This is a genomic window from Kitasatospora sp. NPDC048715, from assembly GCF_043198905.1.
GTDB classification, from domain to species: domain Bacteria; phylum Actinomycetota; class Actinomycetes; order Streptomycetales; family Streptomycetaceae; genus Kitasatospora; species Kitasatospora lactacystinica.
In genome coordinates, this window is sequence record NZ_JBICVH010000018.1 from 157,814 (window position 1) to 175,162 (window position 17,349).

Annotated in this window: 12 protein-coding genes; 6 read left to right on the top strand and 6 right to left on the bottom strand. The window is 73.3% G+C overall.

Annotated features, from left to right (window positions below):
• Positions 1-114 precede the first annotated feature (114 nt).
• Complete coding sequence (locus tag ACGFSC_RS30785; protein WP_359896951.1) at positions 115-1,083, top strand: phosphatase PAP2 family protein; 969 nt, start codon at positions 115-117, stop codon at positions 1,081-1,083.
• A gap of 77 nt (positions 1,084-1,160) precedes the next feature.
• On the opposite strand, the gene ACGFSC_RS30790 is transcribed toward ACGFSC_RS30785, so the two are convergent.
• A complete protein-coding gene (locus ACGFSC_RS30790; RefSeq protein ID WP_359896949.1) occupies positions 1,161-4,187 on the bottom strand; it encodes a bifunctional [glutamine synthetase] adenylyltransferase/[glutamine synthetase]-adenylyl-L-tyrosine phosphorylase in 3,027 nt (1,008 codons plus the stop codon).
• A 200-nt stretch (positions 4,188-4,387) separates the two neighbouring features.
• Here ACGFSC_RS30790 and ACGFSC_RS30795 point away from each other — a divergent pair, with 200 nt between their 5' ends.
• Positions 4,388-5,587, top strand: a complete 1,200-nt coding sequence (locus tag ACGFSC_RS30795; RefSeq protein WP_359896948.1) for an acyltransferase — start codon at positions 4,388-4,390, stop codon at positions 5,585-5,587.
• Here ACGFSC_RS30795 and ACGFSC_RS30800 read toward each other — a convergent pair.
• Together ACGFSC_RS30800 and glnA are read right to left on the bottom strand one after the other, a co-directional pair.
• Complete coding sequence (locus ACGFSC_RS30800) at positions 5,554-6,816, bottom strand: hypothetical protein (RefSeq protein WP_359896946.1); 1,263 nt, start codon at positions 6,814-6,816, stop codon at positions 5,554-5,556. The two genes, ACGFSC_RS30795 and ACGFSC_RS30800, sit on opposite strands and share 34 nt — an antisense overlap.
• Positions 6,817-6,996: 180 nt before the next feature.
• Entirely contained in the window at positions 6,997-8,358 is a 1,362-nt protein-coding gene (gene glnA, locus ACGFSC_RS30805) for a type I glutamate--ammonia ligase (protein ID WP_359896944.1), read from the bottom strand.
• A gap of 174 nt (positions 8,359-8,532) precedes the next feature.
• Here glnA and ACGFSC_RS30810 point away from each other — a divergent pair, with 174 nt between their 5' ends.
• The gene (locus ACGFSC_RS30810) at positions 8,533-10,287 is read left to right on the top strand and encodes an NAD+ synthase (protein WP_359896942.1); all 1,755 of its coding nucleotides are present in this window, start codon (positions 8,533-8,535) and stop codon (positions 10,285-10,287) included.
• A gap of 3 nt (positions 10,288-10,290) precedes the next feature.
• On the opposite strand, the gene ACGFSC_RS30815 is transcribed toward ACGFSC_RS30810, so the two are convergent.
• The 3 genes from ACGFSC_RS30815 to ACGFSC_RS30825 all read right to left on the bottom strand — a co-directional run bounded on the left by ACGFSC_RS30815 (position 10,291) and on the right by ACGFSC_RS30825 (position 13,931).
• Complete coding sequence (locus tag ACGFSC_RS30815; RefSeq protein WP_359896940.1) at positions 10,291-11,346, bottom strand: endonuclease/exonuclease/phosphatase family protein; 1,056 nt, start codon at positions 11,344-11,346, stop codon at positions 10,291-10,293.
• 196 nt (positions 11,347-11,542) lie between these two features.
• Positions 11,543-12,172 (bottom strand): TetR/AcrR family transcriptional regulator, encoded by a 630-nt coding sequence (locus ACGFSC_RS30820; RefSeq protein WP_359896938.1) that lies wholly within the window; start codon positions 12,170-12,172, stop codon positions 11,543-11,545.
• 160 nt (positions 12,173-12,332) lie between these two features.
• Positions 12,333-13,931: an MFS transporter gene (locus tag ACGFSC_RS30825; RefSeq protein WP_359896936.1), complete on the bottom strand. Its 1,599-nt coding sequence runs from the start codon at positions 13,929-13,931 to the stop codon at positions 12,333-12,335.
• A gap of 302 nt (positions 13,932-14,233) precedes the next feature.
• Here ACGFSC_RS30825 and panB point away from each other — a divergent pair, with 302 nt between their 5' ends.
• The 3 genes from panB to ACGFSC_RS30840 all read left to right on the top strand — a co-directional run bounded on the left by panB (position 14,234) and on the right by ACGFSC_RS30840 (position 17,199).
• Positions 14,234-15,103 (top strand): 3-methyl-2-oxobutanoate hydroxymethyltransferase, encoded by an 870-nt coding sequence (gene panB, locus ACGFSC_RS30830; RefSeq protein WP_359896934.1) that lies wholly within the window; start codon positions 14,234-14,236, stop codon positions 15,101-15,103.
• Between the two features lie 243 nt (positions 15,104-15,346).
• Positions 15,347-16,369, top strand: a complete 1,023-nt coding sequence (locus ACGFSC_RS30835) for an ATP-binding cassette domain-containing protein (RefSeq protein ID WP_359896932.1) — start codon at positions 15,347-15,349, stop codon at positions 16,367-16,369.
• Positions 16,366-17,199, top strand: a complete 834-nt coding sequence (locus ACGFSC_RS30840; RefSeq protein ID WP_359896930.1) for an ABC transporter permease — start codon at positions 16,366-16,368, stop codon at positions 17,197-17,199. The genes ACGFSC_RS30835 and ACGFSC_RS30840 overlap by 4 nt, the downstream gene beginning before the upstream one ends.
• Positions 17,200-17,349 lie beyond the last annotated feature (150 nt).

A 17,349-nucleotide genomic window follows, 5' to 3' on the forward strand; every position in this document is an offset into this window, starting at 1 on the left:
CACCCCCTACCCCGGTGGGAGCCGGCCCCTAGCCCTCAAGGGGGACAGCCGGTGAAGAATCCACTTCCAGAGGATGAGCGGACGGCTACGAGCGGTCTGGCAGACTTGCCGTCCATGGGGGAACCGACCGAGATCCAGCGAGGCGACGCCGGGCGCGCCGACGCGGCCAGTGGTGGCGGTTCCGAAGCAGCGAAGGCCCTCCCCGGCCGCCTGCCCGATGGAGCCACCCGTGCCGCACAGTCCCGTACCGCCGTCCTGCGCGGCCGCATCGGCGCCCAGCGCCGGTCGCCGGCCAGACCGCGGATCTGGTTCGAACTGGCGCTGATCGGGATCAGCTACTGGATCTACTCGATCGTGCGCAACGCGGTTCCCGAACAGGAAGCGATAGCCCAGAAGCACACGCGCTGGATCTGGGACCTGGAACAGCACCTCGGCATCGCCGTCGAGCGCTCGATCAACCACGCCGTGGACAGCGTCGGGTGGCTCATCACCGGGATGAACTACTACTACGCGACACTGCACTTCGTGATCACGATCGGCGTGCTGGTCTGGCTCTACCGCAGCCACCCCGGGCGCTACGTCGCGGCCCGCACCGTGCTGTTCGTGACCACCGGGATCGCCCTGGTCGGCTTCTACTTCTTCCCGCTGGCCCCGCCCCGGCTGATGACCGACGGCGGCTTCATCGACACCGTGAAGGTCCACGGGACCTGGGGCTCGATGGCCTCCGGGCCCGCCGCGCACGTCTCCAACCAGTACGCGGCCATGCCCTCGATGCACATCGGCTGGTCGATGTGGTGCGGCCTGGCGATCTTCTTCCTGGCCCGCCGGACGTGGGTCCGGGTGCTCGGCCTGCTGTACCCCGCCGCCACCCTGGTGGTCATCGTCTCCACCGCCAACCACTTCTGGATGGACGCCGTCGGCGGCGAGCTCTGCCTGGCGGTGGGCTTCCTCGCCGCCCGCTGGCTGTACCACGAGTGGGTCTACAAACTCCCCAGGGTGCCCGCCCGGGAGACGGCGGCCGAGCAGCCGGTCACCGTGCCCGAGCAGTGGAGCGAGCCCGCGGTCAGCAGCGCACGCCGCTAGCGGCGCCGCGCCGGCCCGCCACGCCGGCCGCCCGGAACGTCGAAGGGGTCCCGCACGGGGCCCCTTTCGCGTGCCCGTCAGCCGGAGCCGTAGAACAGCCGGTCCACCGCCCCCCGGGCCCGCCGGGTGATCCGCCGGTAGTCGTCCAGCAGCTCGCCGCTGTGCCCGGAGCCGTACCCGAGGTAGCGGGCCACCCCGGCCAGCTCCCGGGCCTCCCCCGGGAAGCTGTCCCCGGGCCGGCCGCGCACCAGCATCACCGCCGCCCGCACCCGGGAGGCCAGCACCCAGGCCGCGTCCAGCACCTCGGCGTCCTCCGACCCGACCAGCCCGGCCCGCGCGGCGGCCGCCAGAGCCGCCCTGGTCCGGGTGGTGCGCAGGGCCGGCAGCTCGTGCCCGTGCCGGAGCTGCAGCAGCTGCACCGTCCACTCGACGTCCGCCAGCCCGCCCCGGCCGATCTTGGTGTGGGTGGTCGGGTCGGCCCCGCGCGGCAGCCGCTCGGCCTCGATCCGCGCCTTGATCCGGCGGATCTCCACCAGGTCCCGCTCCGGCACCCCGCCACCGGGGTAGCGCAGCGGGTCGATCAGCTGCCGGAACCGCGCGCCCAGCTCCTCGTCCCCGGCCACCGGCTCGGCCCGCAGCAGCGCCTGGCTCTCCCAGGCGTGCGACCAGCGCCGGTAGTAGGCCGCGTACGAGGCCAGGGTGCGCACCAGCGGGCCGCTGCGGCCCTCCGGCCGCAGGTCGGCGTCGACCAGCAGCGGCGGCTCGGTGGAGGGCGCGCCCAGCTGGGTGCGCAGCTCGTGGCAGACCGCCTGGGCGGCCCGGGCCGCCTCCTCCTCCAGCGAGCCCAGCAGCGGCTCGTGGACGAAGAGCACGTCCGCGTCCGAGCCGTAGCCCAGTTCGTGGCCGCCGAAGCGGCCCATCGCGATCACCGAGATCCGGGTCGGCAGATCCCCGTGCTCGGCCTCCCACCCGGCGACGCAGGCGCGCAGCGCGCCGCCCAGGGTGGCGGCGTTGAGCGCGGTGAGCGCCTCCCCCGCGGTGTCCAGCGCCTCGGCGGGGTCCTCCCCGAGCCGCCCGAGCACGTCCGCCGCGGCGGTGCGGAACAGCTCCCGGCGGCGCACCGAGCGGGCGGCGGCCACCGCGGCGTGGGTGGACCCGGCCCGGCCGACGGCGGCCAGCACCTCCGACTGCAGCGCCGCCCGGCCGCGCGGCTCCAGGCCGCGCGGATCGCCCAGCATGGCCACCGCCTCGGGGGCGCGCAGCAGCAGGTCGGGGGCGAGCCGGCCGGCCGACAGCACCCGGGCCAGCTGCTCGGCGGCGGCGCTCTCGTCCCGCAGCAGCCGCAGGTACCAGGGCGTGCGGCCGAGCGCGTCGGAGACCTGGCGGAAGTTGAGCAGCCCGGCGTCCGGATCGGCGGACTCTGCGAACCAGCCGAGCAGCACCGGCAGCAGGGTCCGCTGGATCGCGGCCTTGCGGCTCACCCCGGAGGCGAGCGCGCTGAGGTGCCGCAGCGCGGCCGCCGGATCCGCGTAGCCCAGCGCCTCCAGCCGGGCCCGGGCCGCGTCCGGGCTCAGCCCGGTGGCGCCCTGCGGCAGTTCGGCGACGGCGTCCAGCAGCGGCCGGTAGAACAGCTTCTCGTGCAGCCGCCGGACCTCCATCGCGTGCCGCTTCCACTCGCGCTGCAGCGCGGCCACCGGGTCGGCGCGGGTGTCGTCGTTGATCAGCGCCGCCAGCGAGCGGGCCAGCCGGCGCAGGTCCTCGTCGGCGGTGGGCATCAGGTGGGTGCGGCGCAGCCGGTACAGCTGGATGCGGTGCTCCAGCGAGCGCAGGAAGCGGTACGCGGCGTCCAGCGAGGCGGCGTCCGCCCGGCCCACGTACCCGCCCCGGGAGAGGGCGGCCAGCGCCTCCAGGGTGTTGCCGCTGCGCAGCGCCGGGTCGGTGCGGCCGTGCACCAGCTGGAGCAGCTGCACGGAGAACTCGACGTCGCGCAGCCCGCCCGGGCCGAGCTTGAGCTGGCGGTCCAGCTCGGTGGCCGGGATGGAGTCGACCACCCGGCGGCGCATCTGCTGCACGTCGGCGACGAAGTTCTCCCGGGCGGCGGCCTGCCAGACCATCGGGGCGAGCGCCTCGACGTACGCGGCGCCGAGTTCCGCGTCCCCGGCGACCGGGCGGGCCTTGAGCAGCGCCTGGAACTCCCAGGTCTTGGCCCAGCGCTGGTAGTAGGCGAGGTGGCTGGCGAGGGTGCGCACCAGCGGGCCGTTGCGCCCCTCGGGGCGCAGGTTGGCGTCCACCGGCCAGATCGTGCCCTCGCCGGTGGTGTCCGCGCACAGCCGGGTGAGGGCGGCGGCCAGCCGGGTCGCGGCCCTGATCGCCTCCGGCTCGTCCACGCCCTCGCGCGGCTCGGCGACGAAGACCACGTCCACGTCCGAGACGTAGTTGAGCTCGCGGCCGCCGCACTTGCCCATGCCGATCACGGCGAGCCGGCAGGCCGCGGCGGCCTCCGGGTCCTGCTCGGCGGCGAGGTCCAGGGCGGTCTGGAGGGTGGCACCGGCCAGGTCGGCGAGTTCGGCGGCGGTCTGCGCGAGGTCGGTGGTGCCGGTGAGGTCGCGGGCGGCGATGGCGAGCAGGCAGCGGCGGTAGGCGACGCGCAGCGCGTTGGCGGGGCCGAGGGCGTCGTCCCGGACGCCTTCGGCGAGGGCGCGGCGGAAGTCCTCCGGGCCGGGGTGCATGTCGCGCAGTTCGAAGGTGACCAGCACGTGCCAGTCGTGCGGGTGCCGGGCCAGGTGGTCGCCGAGCGCGGTGGAGACGCCGAGCACGCCGAGCAGCCGGTCGCGCAACGGCTTGGAGGTGGTGAGGGTGTCGCGCAGGGTGTGCCGGTCGGCCTCGTCGGCGGCCTCCAGCAGCCGGGCCAGGCCGAGCAGCGCGAGGTCGGGGTCGGCGGTGGCGCCGAGCGCGTCCAGCAGCAGCGGGTCGTCGGCCAGGCCCTCCAGCCCGGGGCCCTCCAGCAGCCGCACCGCCCGCGCCGGGTCGGTGAACCCGCGCCGGACCAGCCGGTTCTCCGGCCGGCTGACCCGGCTCCCGGCCCGCTGCTCCTCGACCGCCATCGACCCCTCCGTCCGTCCTCGCACCCGCGTCCTCAGGGCCCTAGCAGGCTACGCGCCCCCGGTGTCCGCCGCCGGACGCGCCCGCCGGGTGGACACGGCCGGCCCCTCGACCGCCGTAGGCGTGACCTCGTCCCGGCCGCGCTCGTTCAGCCGGGCGCCGCAGCACTGCCCGCGGCCCCGCCCCCTCCCCCGGAGCGCCGATGCCCACGACCGGCCCCGCCCGCCTGCCCTCGCTCACCGGGCTGCGCTTCTGGGCGGCCCTGCTGGTGGTGCTCTACCACCTCTCCCACAAGGTGGGCACGCTTCCGGTGCTCGGCCCGCTCGCCTGGTACGGCCGTTCGGGTGTGACGTTCTTCTTCGTGCTCTCCGGCTTCGTGCTGGCCTGGACGTACGGGGCCTCGCCCACCCCGGCCGGGGGCCTGACCTTCGCCCGCCGCCGCTTCGCCCGGATCTGGCCGCTGCACCTGCTGACCACCGTGCTGTCCCTGGGTGCGGACGCGGCGATCGGCGCGGTGCTGCCGGTGGTGGCCGCGCTCTGGTCGCTGGCGCTGGTGCACCCGTGGGCGCTGCCCACCGTGTATGGCGGCAACCCGGCCTCCTGGTCGCTGGGCGCCGAGGCCTGGTTCTACCTGCTGTTCCCGCCGCTGCTGCGCCTGCTGGCCCCGCGCCGGCGCGCCTGGCTGCCGCTCGCGGCCCTGTGCACCGCGCTCGGCCCGGTGCTCTGGGCGGCCGGCGCCCTGCTGCCCGCCGACCCGGCGGTGCGCGGCTGGCTGCTGGACTACCTGCCGCTGACCAGGACCCCGCAGTTCGTCCTCGGCGTGGTCACCGGCCTGGCCGTGCGGCACGGCGCGCTCCCCCGGGTGCGGTCGGCGCGGTCGGGGCTCCTGCCGGCGGCCGCCGCCGTGGCGCTCTGGCACCTGCTGCTGGTCCCCTGGCACGCCGCCGTCCCGGACGCCCTCTGGTACGGCCCGTACAGCGCCTCCCAGTTGCTCCCCGCGCCGCTGTTCGCGGCCCTGCTGGCGGCCGCCGCCCGGCGCGACGCCGCCGGGTGCCCGCCCCGGCCGCTGGCGGGCCGCACGGCCGTCCGGCTCGGCGAGTGGTCGTTCGCCTGGTACCTGGTGCACGAGATCGGCATCCGCTGCTGGCTGTCCGTCCAGGGCCGTCCGGCGCCGGGGGCTGCGACGTTCGGTGTCTGGCTGCTGCTGGCCGGCGGTTCGCTGGCCGCCGCGGGTGTGCTGTACCGCTGGGTGGAGCGCCCCTGCGAGCGGCTGCTGCGCGGCGCCGACCGGGGCCGGGACGCGGCGGCGCCGCTGCCGACCCGCGCGGTGCGGGTGGGGCGGCAGCGGCGCCGTGGTGCGACGGGGGATCAGCCCTCGGTGGAGCCGTCCAGGTTGACGTAGGCGTAGAAGACGCCGAGGTCGTAGCCGTCCTTGTCGGTGTCGAACAGCACCTTGATGTCGGTGTCCCCGTTGCGCAGGAACGGCGAGATGTCCCAGCGGTTGGAGTCGTAGCCGAAGTTGTTGCGGTTGTACGGGGTGCGGACGAACTGGTCGGCCGGGGTGAGCTCCTCGATGGTGGAGTTGAACGCGTCGTTGGAGGCGTGGTTGAGGTCCGAGAAGAGTGCCAGGGGGCCGTTGGTGGACTTGATGGCGAGGGTGTCGCCGGTCCACTTGAGGTCGCCGTCGTAGACCACGAAGCCGAGCTTGCCCGCCACCGGGCCGGCGGCCGGGGTCTGCAGCCCGGTGAGGTCGAACTCGCGCGGCGGGCTGTCGGGCAGCTCGACCCGGAAGCCGTCCCAGAGGTGGACGTGCCGGAAGGGCTTGCACTCGTTCTCGTAGGCGACCACGATCGTCCAGCCGCCCCAGCTGTGCGGCTTCACCACCGAGTCCATGTTGGCGACGGTGTAGGTGCCGTTGCCGGCCTGCCTGACCAGGTCGGTGATGTCGGCGGAGGCCTGGTAGCTGCTCTCCACGTCGGTGGTGATGTAGCCGATGGAGGGCTGGTCGTTGGCGATGTTGCGGTACTCGGGCTCGCCCGGGACCTTCAGGTACACCTCGTCGATCTGGTTCTCCGGCAGCACGACGTCGTCGATGCCGCGGGTGCCGCCCCAGTACAGCCGGGCGTACTTGACCTGGGAGCCGTCGATCAGGCCGAGGTCGGCGGAGCTGGCGGAGTAGATCGCGTCACCGAGCGGGCCGACCGAGCCCGGGTCGATGTTGATGTACTTCATCTCGTACTTGTTGTTGATCGGCCTGGGGCCGAGGCCCTTGCGGGCGTCCAGGCAGGGCGGCTGCTCCGGGTCGAGCGGCGCCTTGGTCTCGTCGCAGGTCATCAGCGAGTTGCTGATCCGGGTGATGGAGCCGCGGAAGTCGCCCGCGAAGCGGGTGGTGAACGGCAGTTGGTTCTCGGCGATCGTGGTGGCCCGCTGCTTCGCGCGTTGTGCGGGCTGGGCTTGCTGTGCGTGCTGGACTCCCGCCTCCGGCCCGGAGGGCGTGCCCGATCCACGGGCGTCGGCGATGGTCGGGGCGGCCAGCAGTTGGCCGGCGACGGCGGCGACGGCGGCGCCCGCGACGCAGGTCCGGCGGAGGAGCAGACGGGTGGCGGAGGCACGACTGACGGAGGAGATCATGTGATCCTCTTTCAGGATGGACGGACGAGCAGGCCGGTCGAACCACAACCCTCCGTCACATAAGCATCACATTCCGCCACCGGTGCGGCGATTCCGTCGCAGGTCCACTCCATAGGAGGGCCCGCTGCCGCCCTCCTGGGCGACAGCGGGCCGACGGGGGTTTGAGCGGCCGTCACCCGCTCACAGCACCTGGAGGTTCTTCCGCAGCTCGAACGGCGTGACCTCGGAGCGGTACTCCTCCCACTCCTGGCGCTTGTTGCGCAGGAAGAAGTCGAAGACGTGCTCGCCGAGGGTCTCGGCGACGAGTTCGCTGCGCTGCATCAGGTCGATGGCCTCGCCGAGGTTCTGCGGCATCGGCTGGATGCCGAGGGCGCGGCGCTCGGAGTCGGACAGCGCCCACACGTCGTCGTCGGCGCCGGGCGGGAGCTCGTAGCCCTCCTCGATGCCCTTCAGGCCGGCCGCGAGGGTGACGGCGTAGGCGAGGTACGGGTTGCAGCCGGTGTCCAGGGAGCGGACCTCGATCCGGGTGGAGCCCTGCTTGCCCGGCTTGTACATCGGCACCCGGATCAGCGCCGAGCGGTTGTTGTGGCCCCAGCAGATGTAGGACGGCGCCTCGCCGCCGGCCCCGGCGGTGCGCTGGGAGCCGCCCCAGATCCGCTTGTAGGAGTTCACCCACTGGTTGGTGACGGCGGCGGTCTCCGCGGCGTGCTTCAGCAGGCCCGCGATGAAGGACCGGCCAACCTTGGACAGCTGGTACTCGGCGCCGGACTCGTGGAACGCGTTGCGGTCGCCCTCGAACAGCGAGACGTGGGTGTGCATGCCGCTGCCGGGGTGCTCGGAGAACGGCTTGGGCATGAAGCTCGCGTGCACGCCCTGCTCCAGCGCGACCTCCTTCATGACCAGCCGGAAGGTCATGATGTTGTCGGCGGTGGACAACGCGTCGGCGTAGCGCAGGTCGATCTCCTGCTGGCCGGGGGCGCCCTCGTGGTGCGAGAACTCGACCGAGATGCCCATCGACTCCAGCATGGTGATCGCCTGTCGGCGGAAGTCGTGGCCCACCCCGCGCGGGGTGTGGTCGAAGTAGCCGGAGTGGTCGGCGGGGATCGGCGGGGTGCCGTCGCCGGGCAGGTTCTTCAGCAGGAAGAACTCGATCTCCGGGTGGGTGTAGAAGGTGAAGCCCTGCTCGGAGGCCTTCTCCAGGGTGCGCTTGAGCACGAACCGGGGGTCGGCGTAGGACGGCGATCCGTCCGGCATCAGGATGTCGCAGAACATCCGGGCGGTGCCCGGGGTCTCCGAGCGCCACGGCAGGATCTGGAAGGTGGTCGGGTCCGGCTTGGCGATCATGTCGGACTCGTACACCCGGGCGAAGCCCTCGATCGCCGAGCCGTCGAACCCGATGCCCTCCTCGAAGGCCTGCTCCAGCTCGGCCGGCGCCACCGCGACCGACTTCAGGAACCCGAGCACGTCGGTGAACCACAGCCGGACGAACCGGATGTCACGCTCTTCGAGCGTCCGAAGCACGAACTGCTGCTGCTTGCCCATGGGGACAGTCTCACCTCTGCTCTTTACGCTCGTGTTACGCCCCGGAGGCCGTGGAAAGACCTCGTAAAGCGGTTGCCCCCATCATGGCCGATCCCCGCCCGGCCCGGCAGCGCCGACCCCCGCCGCAGGCTCCCGCCCAGGACATCGCGTCAGTTGGACGATTACACTCGGGGCATGCCCAATCTCCGTCTCGCCCTGAGCCAGATCGACCCCTGGGTCGGTGACCTCGCCCGCAACGGCGACGAGGTGGTGCGCTGGACCAAGCGGGCCGCGGAGGCCGGCGCGCAGCTGGTCGCCTTCCCCGAGATGGCCCTCACCGGGTACCCGGTGGAGGACCTCGCCCTGCGCCACTCCTTCATCGAGGCCTCCCGCGCCGCGCTGGTCGAGCTGGCCGGCCGCCTGGCCGCGGAGGGGCTGGGCGAGGTCCCGGTGGTGGTCGGCTACCTCGGGCGCTCCGAGCACGCCTCGCCGCGCTTCAACCGTCCGGCCGGCTCCCCGCAGAACTGCGCCGCGGTGCTGCACCGGGGCGAGGTGGTGACCCGGTTCGCCAAGCACCACCTGCCCAACTACGGCGTGTTCGACGAGTTCCGCTGGTTCGTCCCCGGCGACCAGCTGCCGGTGCTGCGGCTGCACGGGGTGGACGTCGCGCTGGCCGTCTGCGAGGACATCTGGCAGGACGGCGGCCGGGTCACCGCGGCCCGCGAGGCCGGCGCCGGGCTGCTGCTGGTGATCAACGGCTCCCCGTACGAGCGGAACAAGGACGACCAGCGGCTGGAGCTGGTGCGCCGCCGGGCGGCCGAGGCGGGCTGCACCCTGGCGTACGTCAACATGGTCGGCGGCCAGGACGAGCTGGTCTTCGACGGCGACTCGATCGTGGTCGGCGCGGGCGGCGAAGTCCTGGCCCGCTCCCCGCAGTTCGAGGAGCACCTGCTGGTGCTGGACCTCGACCTGCCGCCCGCCGCGGGGGACGACACCGACGGACTGCTGCTGAGCGACGGGCTGCACCTGGTCCGCACCGAGCTGGGCGGCGAACCGCAGGACGCGCCCGCCGGGAGGCTCACCGCCGGGGTGGCGCCGCGGCGGTCCGACGAGGCCGAGATCTGGGCCGCGCTGGTCTCCGGCACCCGGGCGTACGTGACCAAGAACGGCTTCTCGTCGGTGCTGATCGGCCTCTCCGGCGGCATCGACTCGGCGCTGGTGGCCGCGATCGCGGTGGACGCGGTGGGCGCGCGGAACGTGCACGGCGTCTCGATGCCCAGCCGCTACTCCTCCCAGCACTCCCGGGACGACGCGGCCGAGCTGGCCCGCCGCACCGGACTGCCCCTGCGGACCGTCTCCATCGCCCCGATGTTCGACGCCTACCTGGCGGCGACCGAGCTGACCGGCCTCGCCGAGGAGAACCTCCAGTCCCGGCTGCGCGGCACCCTGCTGATGGCGATCTCCAACCAGGAGGGGCACATCGTGCTCGCGCCCGGCAACAAGAGCGAGCTGGCGGTCGGCTACTCGACGCTGTACGGCGACTCGGTGGGCGCCTACGGACCCATCAAGGACGTCTACAAGTCACTGGTGTTCCGGCTGGCCCGCTGGCGCAACGAGGAGGCCGTGCGGCGCGGCGAGGTGCCGCCGATCCCGGAGCACACCATCACCAAGCCGCCGTCCGCCGAGCTGCGGCCGGACCAGGTGGACACCGACTCGCTGCCCGACTACGACCTGCTGGACGGCGTGCTGGCCCGCTACATCGAGGGCGACGAGGGCCGGGACTCGATCGTGGCGGACGGCTTCGACCCGGCCGTGGTGGACCGGGTGGTCCGGCTGGTCGACAGCGCCGAGTACAAGCGGCGCCAGTACCCGCCGGGCCCGAAGGTCTCGGCCAAGAACTTCGGCCGGGACCGCCGCCTGCCGATCACCAACCGCTGGCGGCGCGGCTGACCGCTACGCCGAGTACCGGTAGGTGGCGGCCACCGCGAGGTGGTCGCTGCCGTCCCGGGACAGGGTGCGGGAGTCCACCGGCGTGAGCCCGCCCTTGCTCATGATCTGGTCGATCCGGGCCATCGGGAAGGCGGCCGGCCAGCTGAAGCCGAAGCCGTCGCCGGCGGCGCCCTGGGCCGAGCGCATCTGCGAGGTGACCGGCGCCAGGCTGCGGTCGTTCATGGTGCCGTTGAGGTCGCCGAGCAGCAGGACCTTCTTCAGCGGCTCGGACTGGATCGCGTTGCCGAGCGCCTGCGCGCTGAGGTCCCGCTGGTTGACGGTGAAGCCGCCCTCGGCCTTCAGCCGCACCGAGGGCAGGTGCGCCACGTACACGGCGACCGGGCCCTGCGGGGTGGTGACCTCGGCCCGGAAGGCCCTGATCCAGCCCATCTTCAGGTCCACCGGGGAGATGTCCCCGATCGGGTACTTCGACCAGAGCCCGACCGTGCCCTCCACGGTGTGGTACGGGTAGGCGCCGGCGAGCCCGGTCTCGTACGAGCGCAGCTGCCGGCCGGCCAGCTCCTGCAGGGCGACGATCTGGGCGCCGGAGTCCACCAGGGTGCGGACGGTGCCCGGCACGTCGGTGTTGGCGGCGGCGACGTTGTGGCTGACCACCGTCCAGTCGCCCTTGCCGCCGCTCTTGTCGGACAGCAGCCCGCCGAACAGGTTGACCCAGAGCACGACGGGCAGCAGCAGGGCCAGCAGCGCGGTGGCGGAGCGGCGCAGCAGCGCGGGTACCAGCAGCACCGGGACGGCCAGGCCCAGCCAGGGCAGGAAGGTCTCCAGCAGGCTGCCGAGGTTGCCGACGCTGTTGGGCACCTCGGCGTGGAAGGCGAGCAGCGCGGCGGTGAGCACGGCCAGCGCGGCGACCACCAGGCCGCGCCGCCAGGTGCCGCTGCCGCGGGCGTCCCGGCCCCAGTGGCGCAGGCCGAGGAAGCCGCCGCGACGCACCGCGGGGGCCGGGCCGTCGGAGTCGCCCCCGGGGGCCGCGATCCGCTCGGTCCTGTCCGCCTGCGCCATGAAGTGGCTCCCGTCGCTCGTGCCGTCGCCGCTCCGGTGTCCGGCCCGTCGTCGGGCGGGCACTCACCGGACCGGTGCCGGTTTGATCGATTGTCCGGCTCAGCCTATGCCGGGACAGACGTCGGTCCCGCTGAGCGGGTTCCGGCGCGGCCCGGTTTGGTGAGCGAGGCCACGTTCGGGCGCGGGTCGGGCGGGGTCAGCGGGGTGCGAGGCCTTCGAGCACGGAGTCGACCAGCTTGCGGGCCAGGTCCGGGTCCTCCAGGTCGGAGTCGTCCCACAGGATGCTGCGGTAGAGGATCGGCCCCATCAGGAGGTCGTTGAGCAGTTCCAGGTCGAGGTCGTCGCGGATCACGCCCTCGTCGACGGCCTGGCGGATCAGGCGGAGCCCGACCTCCCGGCGCGGCTTGATCACCCGCTCCCGGTACGCGGAGTACAGCTCGGGCAGGGTCTGCATCTGGCCGAGGGCGGCCTTGAGCACCCAGCGGGTGCGCTTGGCCAGGCCGCGCCGGCGGACGTGGTCGACCATGGCGATCAGGTCGGCCCGGGCGCCGGCGCCGGTGGGCTCCGGCAGCGGCTCCTCCAGCCGGCTGACCACGTCGACCAGCAGGGCCTCCTTGTTGGACCAGCGCCGGTAGATGGTGGCCTTGCCGACGCCGCCGGCGGCGGCGATGCCCTCGATGGTGAGCTCGGACAGCGCGGTGCCGCCGGCCATCAGGTCCTCGACGGCCGTGAAGATGGCCTGCTCGGCGGCCTCGCTCCGGGGCCGGCCACGGCGCACCTCCGCGCAGTGCTGCCCGGTGTCGGCGGTCGGCGTGTCCGTCTTCATCCCCGCTGTCTCTCCCTCGCTCTCCCCGGCGGCGCTGGCGCCGTGGGGTGTCCCTCGGTGGGTCCGCGGCGGGGGCCCGCCCCGGACCGAGGCCCTGTCGCCCGGGTGCACCCGGGCGACAGGGCCATTGTCGCTCAGTCACGGTGGGCCCGGCCGCTGGTCAGGCCTCCGCGGCCGCGGCCTCGCGTTCCTGGCCGCGCTGTTCGGGGGCCGGGCCGGCGGGGGCGGCCGAGCGGCGCGGCAGCAGGAACCAGGCGACGACGGCGCCGATCACCGAGACGCCCGCCGAGAGCGAGGCCACCACGTGCATGGCGTGGACGAAGGCGTCGTTCGCCGGGGCGATCAGCGCCTGGCCGCCGGGGATGCGGTCGGCGATGGCCAGGGTGGCCTCCAGCGACTCGCCGGCCTTGTCGCGCAGGCCCTCGGGCAGGTGGGTCAGGGTGTCGGCCATCCCGTCGCGGTAGACGGTGGAGAGCACCGCGCCGAGCACGGCGACCCCGAGCGAGCCGCCGACCTGGCGGAAGGTGTTGTTGACGGCCGAGCCGGCACCGGCCTTCTCCCGGGGCAGCGAGGCCATGATCGCGACGGTGACCGGCGGCATGACGTGCGCCATGCCGGCGCCCATCACCAGGCCGAGCACGACCAGCACCCAGATCGGGGTGGTGGCGGTCAGCACGACGTAGCCGACGAAGCCGACCGCGACCAGCAGCATGCCGCAGGTCGCGGTGGCGGCGACGCCGAAGCGGTCGACCACCAGCCGGGCCCGCGGGGCGAACACCAGCTGGGCGGCGGCCAGCGGCAGCATCAGCACACCGGCCTGGAGGGCGCTGTAGCCGCGCACGCTCTGGATGTAGAAGACGCCGAAGAACGAGACGCCCATCAGCGCGAAGAAGATCACGCCGACGACCACCACGGACGCGCTGAACACCTTGTTGCGGAACCAGGTGACGTCCAGCGCGGGGAACGCGGTGCGGCGCTCGAACCAGACGAAGGCGACCAGCGCGACCACGCCGACCAGGGTCGGCGCCCAGGCCTCGACCGCGGTGAAGTCGGCCAGCTCGCCGCCCTTGATGATGCCGTAGATCAGCGCGACCAGGCCGACGATCGACAGCAGTACGCCGATCGGGTCCATCCGGCCCGGGCTGGGGTCCTTGGACTCGGGGACCAGGATCACCATCGCGATCACCGCGACGACCACGATCGGGACGTTGATCAGGAAGACCGAGCCCCACCAGAAGTGCTCGATCAGCAGGCCGCCGGTGATCGGGCCGATGGCGATGGCCAGGCCGACCGCGCCGGCCCAGATCCCGATCGCCTTGGGCTGCTCGGAGCGCTCGAAGACGTTCATGATGATCGCCAGCGTGGCGGGCATCGCGAGCGCACCGCCGACGCCCATCAGGGCGCGGTAGCCGATGAGTTCACCGGGCGAGGCGGCCAGCGCGGACAGCAGCGAGGCGATGCCGAAGACCACCATGCCGGCCAGCAGCGCGCGCTTGCGGCCGAACCGGTCGCCGAGCAGGCCGGAGGTGAACAGCAGCCCGGCGAAGACCAGGGTGTAGGAGTTGATCGACCATTCCAGGTCGCTCTGGGTGGCCCCGAGTCCGACCGGCGCGGGCGTCGCGATGGTCTTCATCGCGACGTTGAGGATCGAGTTGTCGAGCACGACGACGAGCAGGGCGAGCAGCAGGGTGCCGAGGATCGCCCAGCGCCGACGGTGGATGGCTTCCGGCACGCGGGGTGGCGCGGCTGCGGTGGTCATGGGTGTTTCCCGTCCGTGGTGGTGTGGCACTGGCGGGCATTCCGAGCCGCATACGTCTCGTAACCCCCCGCACCAGAGTAACGGGCGATACGATACGAGACGAATCCGTTTCGTAAAGAGCGGGCAAATTCGGCGGCCGACCGCGCACCCCGGCAGGGGACGACCCGCGCGCCCGGTGTGTCCTGGATCGCACCGGGACGCCCGCACCCCTCTTTGCGCGGGCGCCGGGGCGTGCAAGCATGGAGGTGATCCGGGGACGCCGTACGGCGCCACGAGACGACAACCCTTCAGGAGTCCGTTCGATGAACGCTTCTACGCCTTCGCCTGCCCAGAACCAGGCGTCGACCGCCACCCTCTACGGCGGGGTCACCAACCGCCGTGTCACCGTCCGCGACCTCGCCGCCGCCAAGCAGCGCGGCGAGAAGTGGTCGATGCTCACCGCCTACGACGCCCTCACCGCAGGCGTGTTCGACGAGGCCGGCATCCCGGTGCTGCTGGTCGGCGACTCGGCGGGCAACTGCCACCTCGGCTACGAGACCACCGTCCCGGTGACCATGGATCAGATGGTGATGCTCTCCGCCGCCGTCGTCCGCGGCACCGAACGGGCGATGATCGTCGCCGACCTGCCGTTCGGCTCGTACCAGGAGTCCCCCGCGCAGGCCATGCACAACGCGGCCCGGCTGATGAAGGAGGCCGGGGTCGGCGCGGTCAAGCTGGAGGGCGGGGAGCGCAGCGCCCGCTCGATCGAGCTGCTGGTCGAGGCCGGCGTCCCGGTGATGGCCCACATCGGCCTCACCCCGCAGTCCGTGCACGCCCTCGGCGGCTACCCCGTCCAGGGCCGCGGCGACGAGGCGGCGCACCAGCTGCTGCGCGACGCCAAGGCCGTCCAGCAGGCGGGCGCCTTCGCCGTGGTGCTGGAGGCCGTCCCGGCCGAGCTGGCCGCCCAGGCCACCGAGCAGCTGGCGATCCCGACCGTCGGCATCGGCGGCGGACCGGACACCGACGCCCAGGTGCTGGTCTGGACCGACATGGCCGGCATGACGGCCGGCCGGGTGCCCAAGTTCGTCAAGCAGTACGCCGACCTGCGGACCGTCCTCGGCGACGCCGCTCGCGCGTACGCCGAGGACGTGCGCTCCGGCGCCTTCCCGGCGGCGGAGCACAGCTTCCGCTGACGCCCGCTCCTCGCGGCCCCGTTCCGGTTCGGAGCGGGGCCGCTGCCGTACCCGGGGGCCGCTGCCGTACCCGGGGGCCGCCGCCGTACCCGGGCGGGGGCCGCTGTCGTACCCCCGGCCGCCGCCGTACCCGGGGCGGCGTCCGGCGCCCGGGGAGCGCCTGCGGCGGCCGGTGACAGCGGCCTGACAGCGCACGGCGCCGGCCGACAGGGAGCTGACAGCGCGGGCCGACACCCTGGGGGCATGACACGAATCGCGACAGCCCCGAACGACCGGGGAACCACCTCTCGGAACGCCGTGGAGGTGCACGGCATCGTCAAGCACTACGGCGAGACCAAGGCCCTCGACGGGGTCGACCTCACCGTCGAGGAAGGCACCGTCCTCGCCCTGCTCGGCCCCAACGGCGCGGGCAAGACCACCCTGGTGCGCGTCCTCTCCACCCTGATCAAGCCGGACGCCGGCACCGCGTTCGTCGGCGGCTACGACGTGCTGCGCCAGCCCAAGCAGCTGCGCCGCACGATCGGCCTCACCGGCCAGTACGCCTCCGTGGACGAGCTGCTCTCCGGGTACGAGAACCTCTACCTCATCGGCCGGCTGCTCGACCTCCCCCGCAAAAAGGCCAAGGCCCGGGCCACCGAGCTGCTGGAGCGCTTCTCGCTCACCGAGGCCGCCAAGCGGACCGCCAAGACCTACTCCGGCGGCATGCGCCGCCGCCTCGACCTGGCCGCCAGCATGATGGGCCGCCCCCGGGTGCTCTACCTGGACGAGCCCACCACCGGCCTGGACCCGCGCACCCGCAACGAGGTCTGGGACGAGGTGCAGCGCATGGTCGCCGAGGGCAGCACCGTGCTGCTGACCACCCAGTACATGGAGGAGGCGGAGCAGCTCGCGAACGAGCTGACCGTCATCGACCGCGGCCGGGTGATCGCCAACGGCGCCGTCTCCGAGCTCAAGGCCAAGGTCGGCGGCCAGACCCTCCAGGTCCGCCCGGCCGACCCGGCCGAGCTGCCGGAGATGGCCCGCTGCCTGCACGGGAGCGGCATCCTCAACGCCACCTTCTCCGCCGACACCGGCCTGCTCGCGGTGCCGATCACCGGCGAGGAGCAGCTGACCGCGGTGATCGGGGTGCTCGGCACCCGCGGCTTCGCCGTCGCCGGCATCGACACCAAGGTGCCCAGCCTGGACGAGGTCTTCCTCGCCATCACCGGCAAGCCCGCCTCCGCCGCGGTACCCGCCCCCAGCCTCGCCAAGGAGCCCGTCGCATGACCACCGCCACGCTCACCCCCTCCCGGGCCCGGGACACCCGGCCGCCGGCGGAGGACTCCCGGATCGGCCTGGCCGGCACCCTGCGCCACGTCGGCGCGCTGACCCGGCGCAACCTGATGCGGATCAAGGCCGACCCGGAGTCGATGTTCGACGCCGTGCTGATGCCGATCGTCTTCACCGTGCTGTTCGTCTACGTCTTCGGCGGCGCGATGGCCGGCAACCAGGACGACTACAAGCAGTACCTGATCCCCGGCCTGCTCGGACAGACCGGCCTCACCCTCGCGATGGCCGTCGGCACCGGCCTCAACAGCGACTTCCAGACCGGCGTGATGGACCGCTTCCGCACCCTGCCGATCGGCCGGGCCTCGGTCCTGCTGTCCAAGATCGTCGCCGAGACCCTGCGCGGACTGCTCTCCTTCGCGATCCTGATCGGCTTCGCGATGTGCATCGGCTTCGAGGTGCGGACCGGACCGCTGGAGGTGCTGGCCACCATCGGCCTGGCCCTGGTGTTCGGCATGTCGATCGTCTGGATCTCGATGCTGCTGGGCATGGCCCTGCGCAGCGCCCAGGCCGTCCAGGGCGTGGCCATGCTGGTCCTGATGCCGATGCAGTTCGGCAGCTCGATCTTCGCCAGGCCCGACACCATGCCCGGCTGGCTGAAGTCCTTCACCGAGGTCAACCCGCTGTCGGCACTGGCCGACGCCTCCCGCGCCCTGCTCAACGGCGAGGGCCCGGTGGCCCACCCGGTGACGATCGTGCTGGTCTGGTCGGCCGCCGTCACCGCGATCTTCGCCCCGCTGGCGGTCGCCCGGTTCCGCAAGCGGACCTGACCCCACGACCGCCGTCGGCTCCCCCTCGACTCCCGCCGGGGAGGGCCGGCGGACGAGAACGGCCGGCCGCCCGGGACGGGCGCCAGCCGCGGAACGGGCCCGTGCGGCCGGTGACCGGGGGACGGGCGCCGGCCGCACGGGCCCGGGAAG

Bases quoted from the DNA above. Each gene is read 5' to 3' on its own strand.
- ACGFSC_RS30785 (WP_359896951.1), top strand. From the start codon at position 115: ATGGGGGAACCGACCGAGATCCAGCGAGGCGACGCCGGGCGCGCCGAC.
- ACGFSC_RS30790 (WP_359896949.1), bottom strand. From the start codon at position 4,187: ATGGCGGTCGAGGAGCAGCGGGCCGGGAGCCGGGTCAGCCGGCCGGAG.
- ACGFSC_RS30795 (WP_359896948.1), top strand. From the start codon at position 4,388: ATGCCCACGACCGGCCCCGCCCGCCTGCCCTCGCTCACCGGGCTGCGC.
- ACGFSC_RS30800 (WP_359896946.1), bottom strand. From the start codon at position 6,816: ATGATCTCCTCCGTCAGTCGTGCCTCCGCCACCCGTCTGCTCCTCCGC.
- glnA (WP_359896944.1), bottom strand. From the start codon at position 8,358: ATGGGCAAGCAGCAGCAGTTCGTGCTTCGGACGCTCGAAGAGCGTGAC.
- ACGFSC_RS30810 (WP_359896942.1), top strand. From the start codon at position 8,533: ATGCCCAATCTCCGTCTCGCCCTGAGCCAGATCGACCCCTGGGTCGGT.
- ACGFSC_RS30815 (WP_359896940.1), bottom strand. From the start codon at position 11,346: ATGGCGCAGGCGGACAGGACCGAGCGGATCGCGGCCCCCGGGGGCGAC.
- ACGFSC_RS30820 (WP_359896938.1), bottom strand. From the start codon at position 12,172: ATGAAGACGGACACGCCGACCGCCGACACCGGGCAGCACTGCGCGGAG.
- ACGFSC_RS30825 (WP_359896936.1), bottom strand. From the start codon at position 13,931: ATGACCACCGCAGCCGCGCCACCCCGCGTGCCGGAAGCCATCCACCGT.
- panB (WP_359896934.1), top strand. From the start codon at position 14,234: ATGAACGCTTCTACGCCTTCGCCTGCCCAGAACCAGGCGTCGACCGCC.
- ACGFSC_RS30835 (WP_359896932.1), top strand. From the start codon at position 15,347: ATGACACGAATCGCGACAGCCCCGAACGACCGGGGAACCACCTCTCGG.
- ACGFSC_RS30840 (WP_359896930.1), top strand. From the start codon at position 16,366: ATGACCACCGCCACGCTCACCCCCTCCCGGGCCCGGGACACCCGGCCG.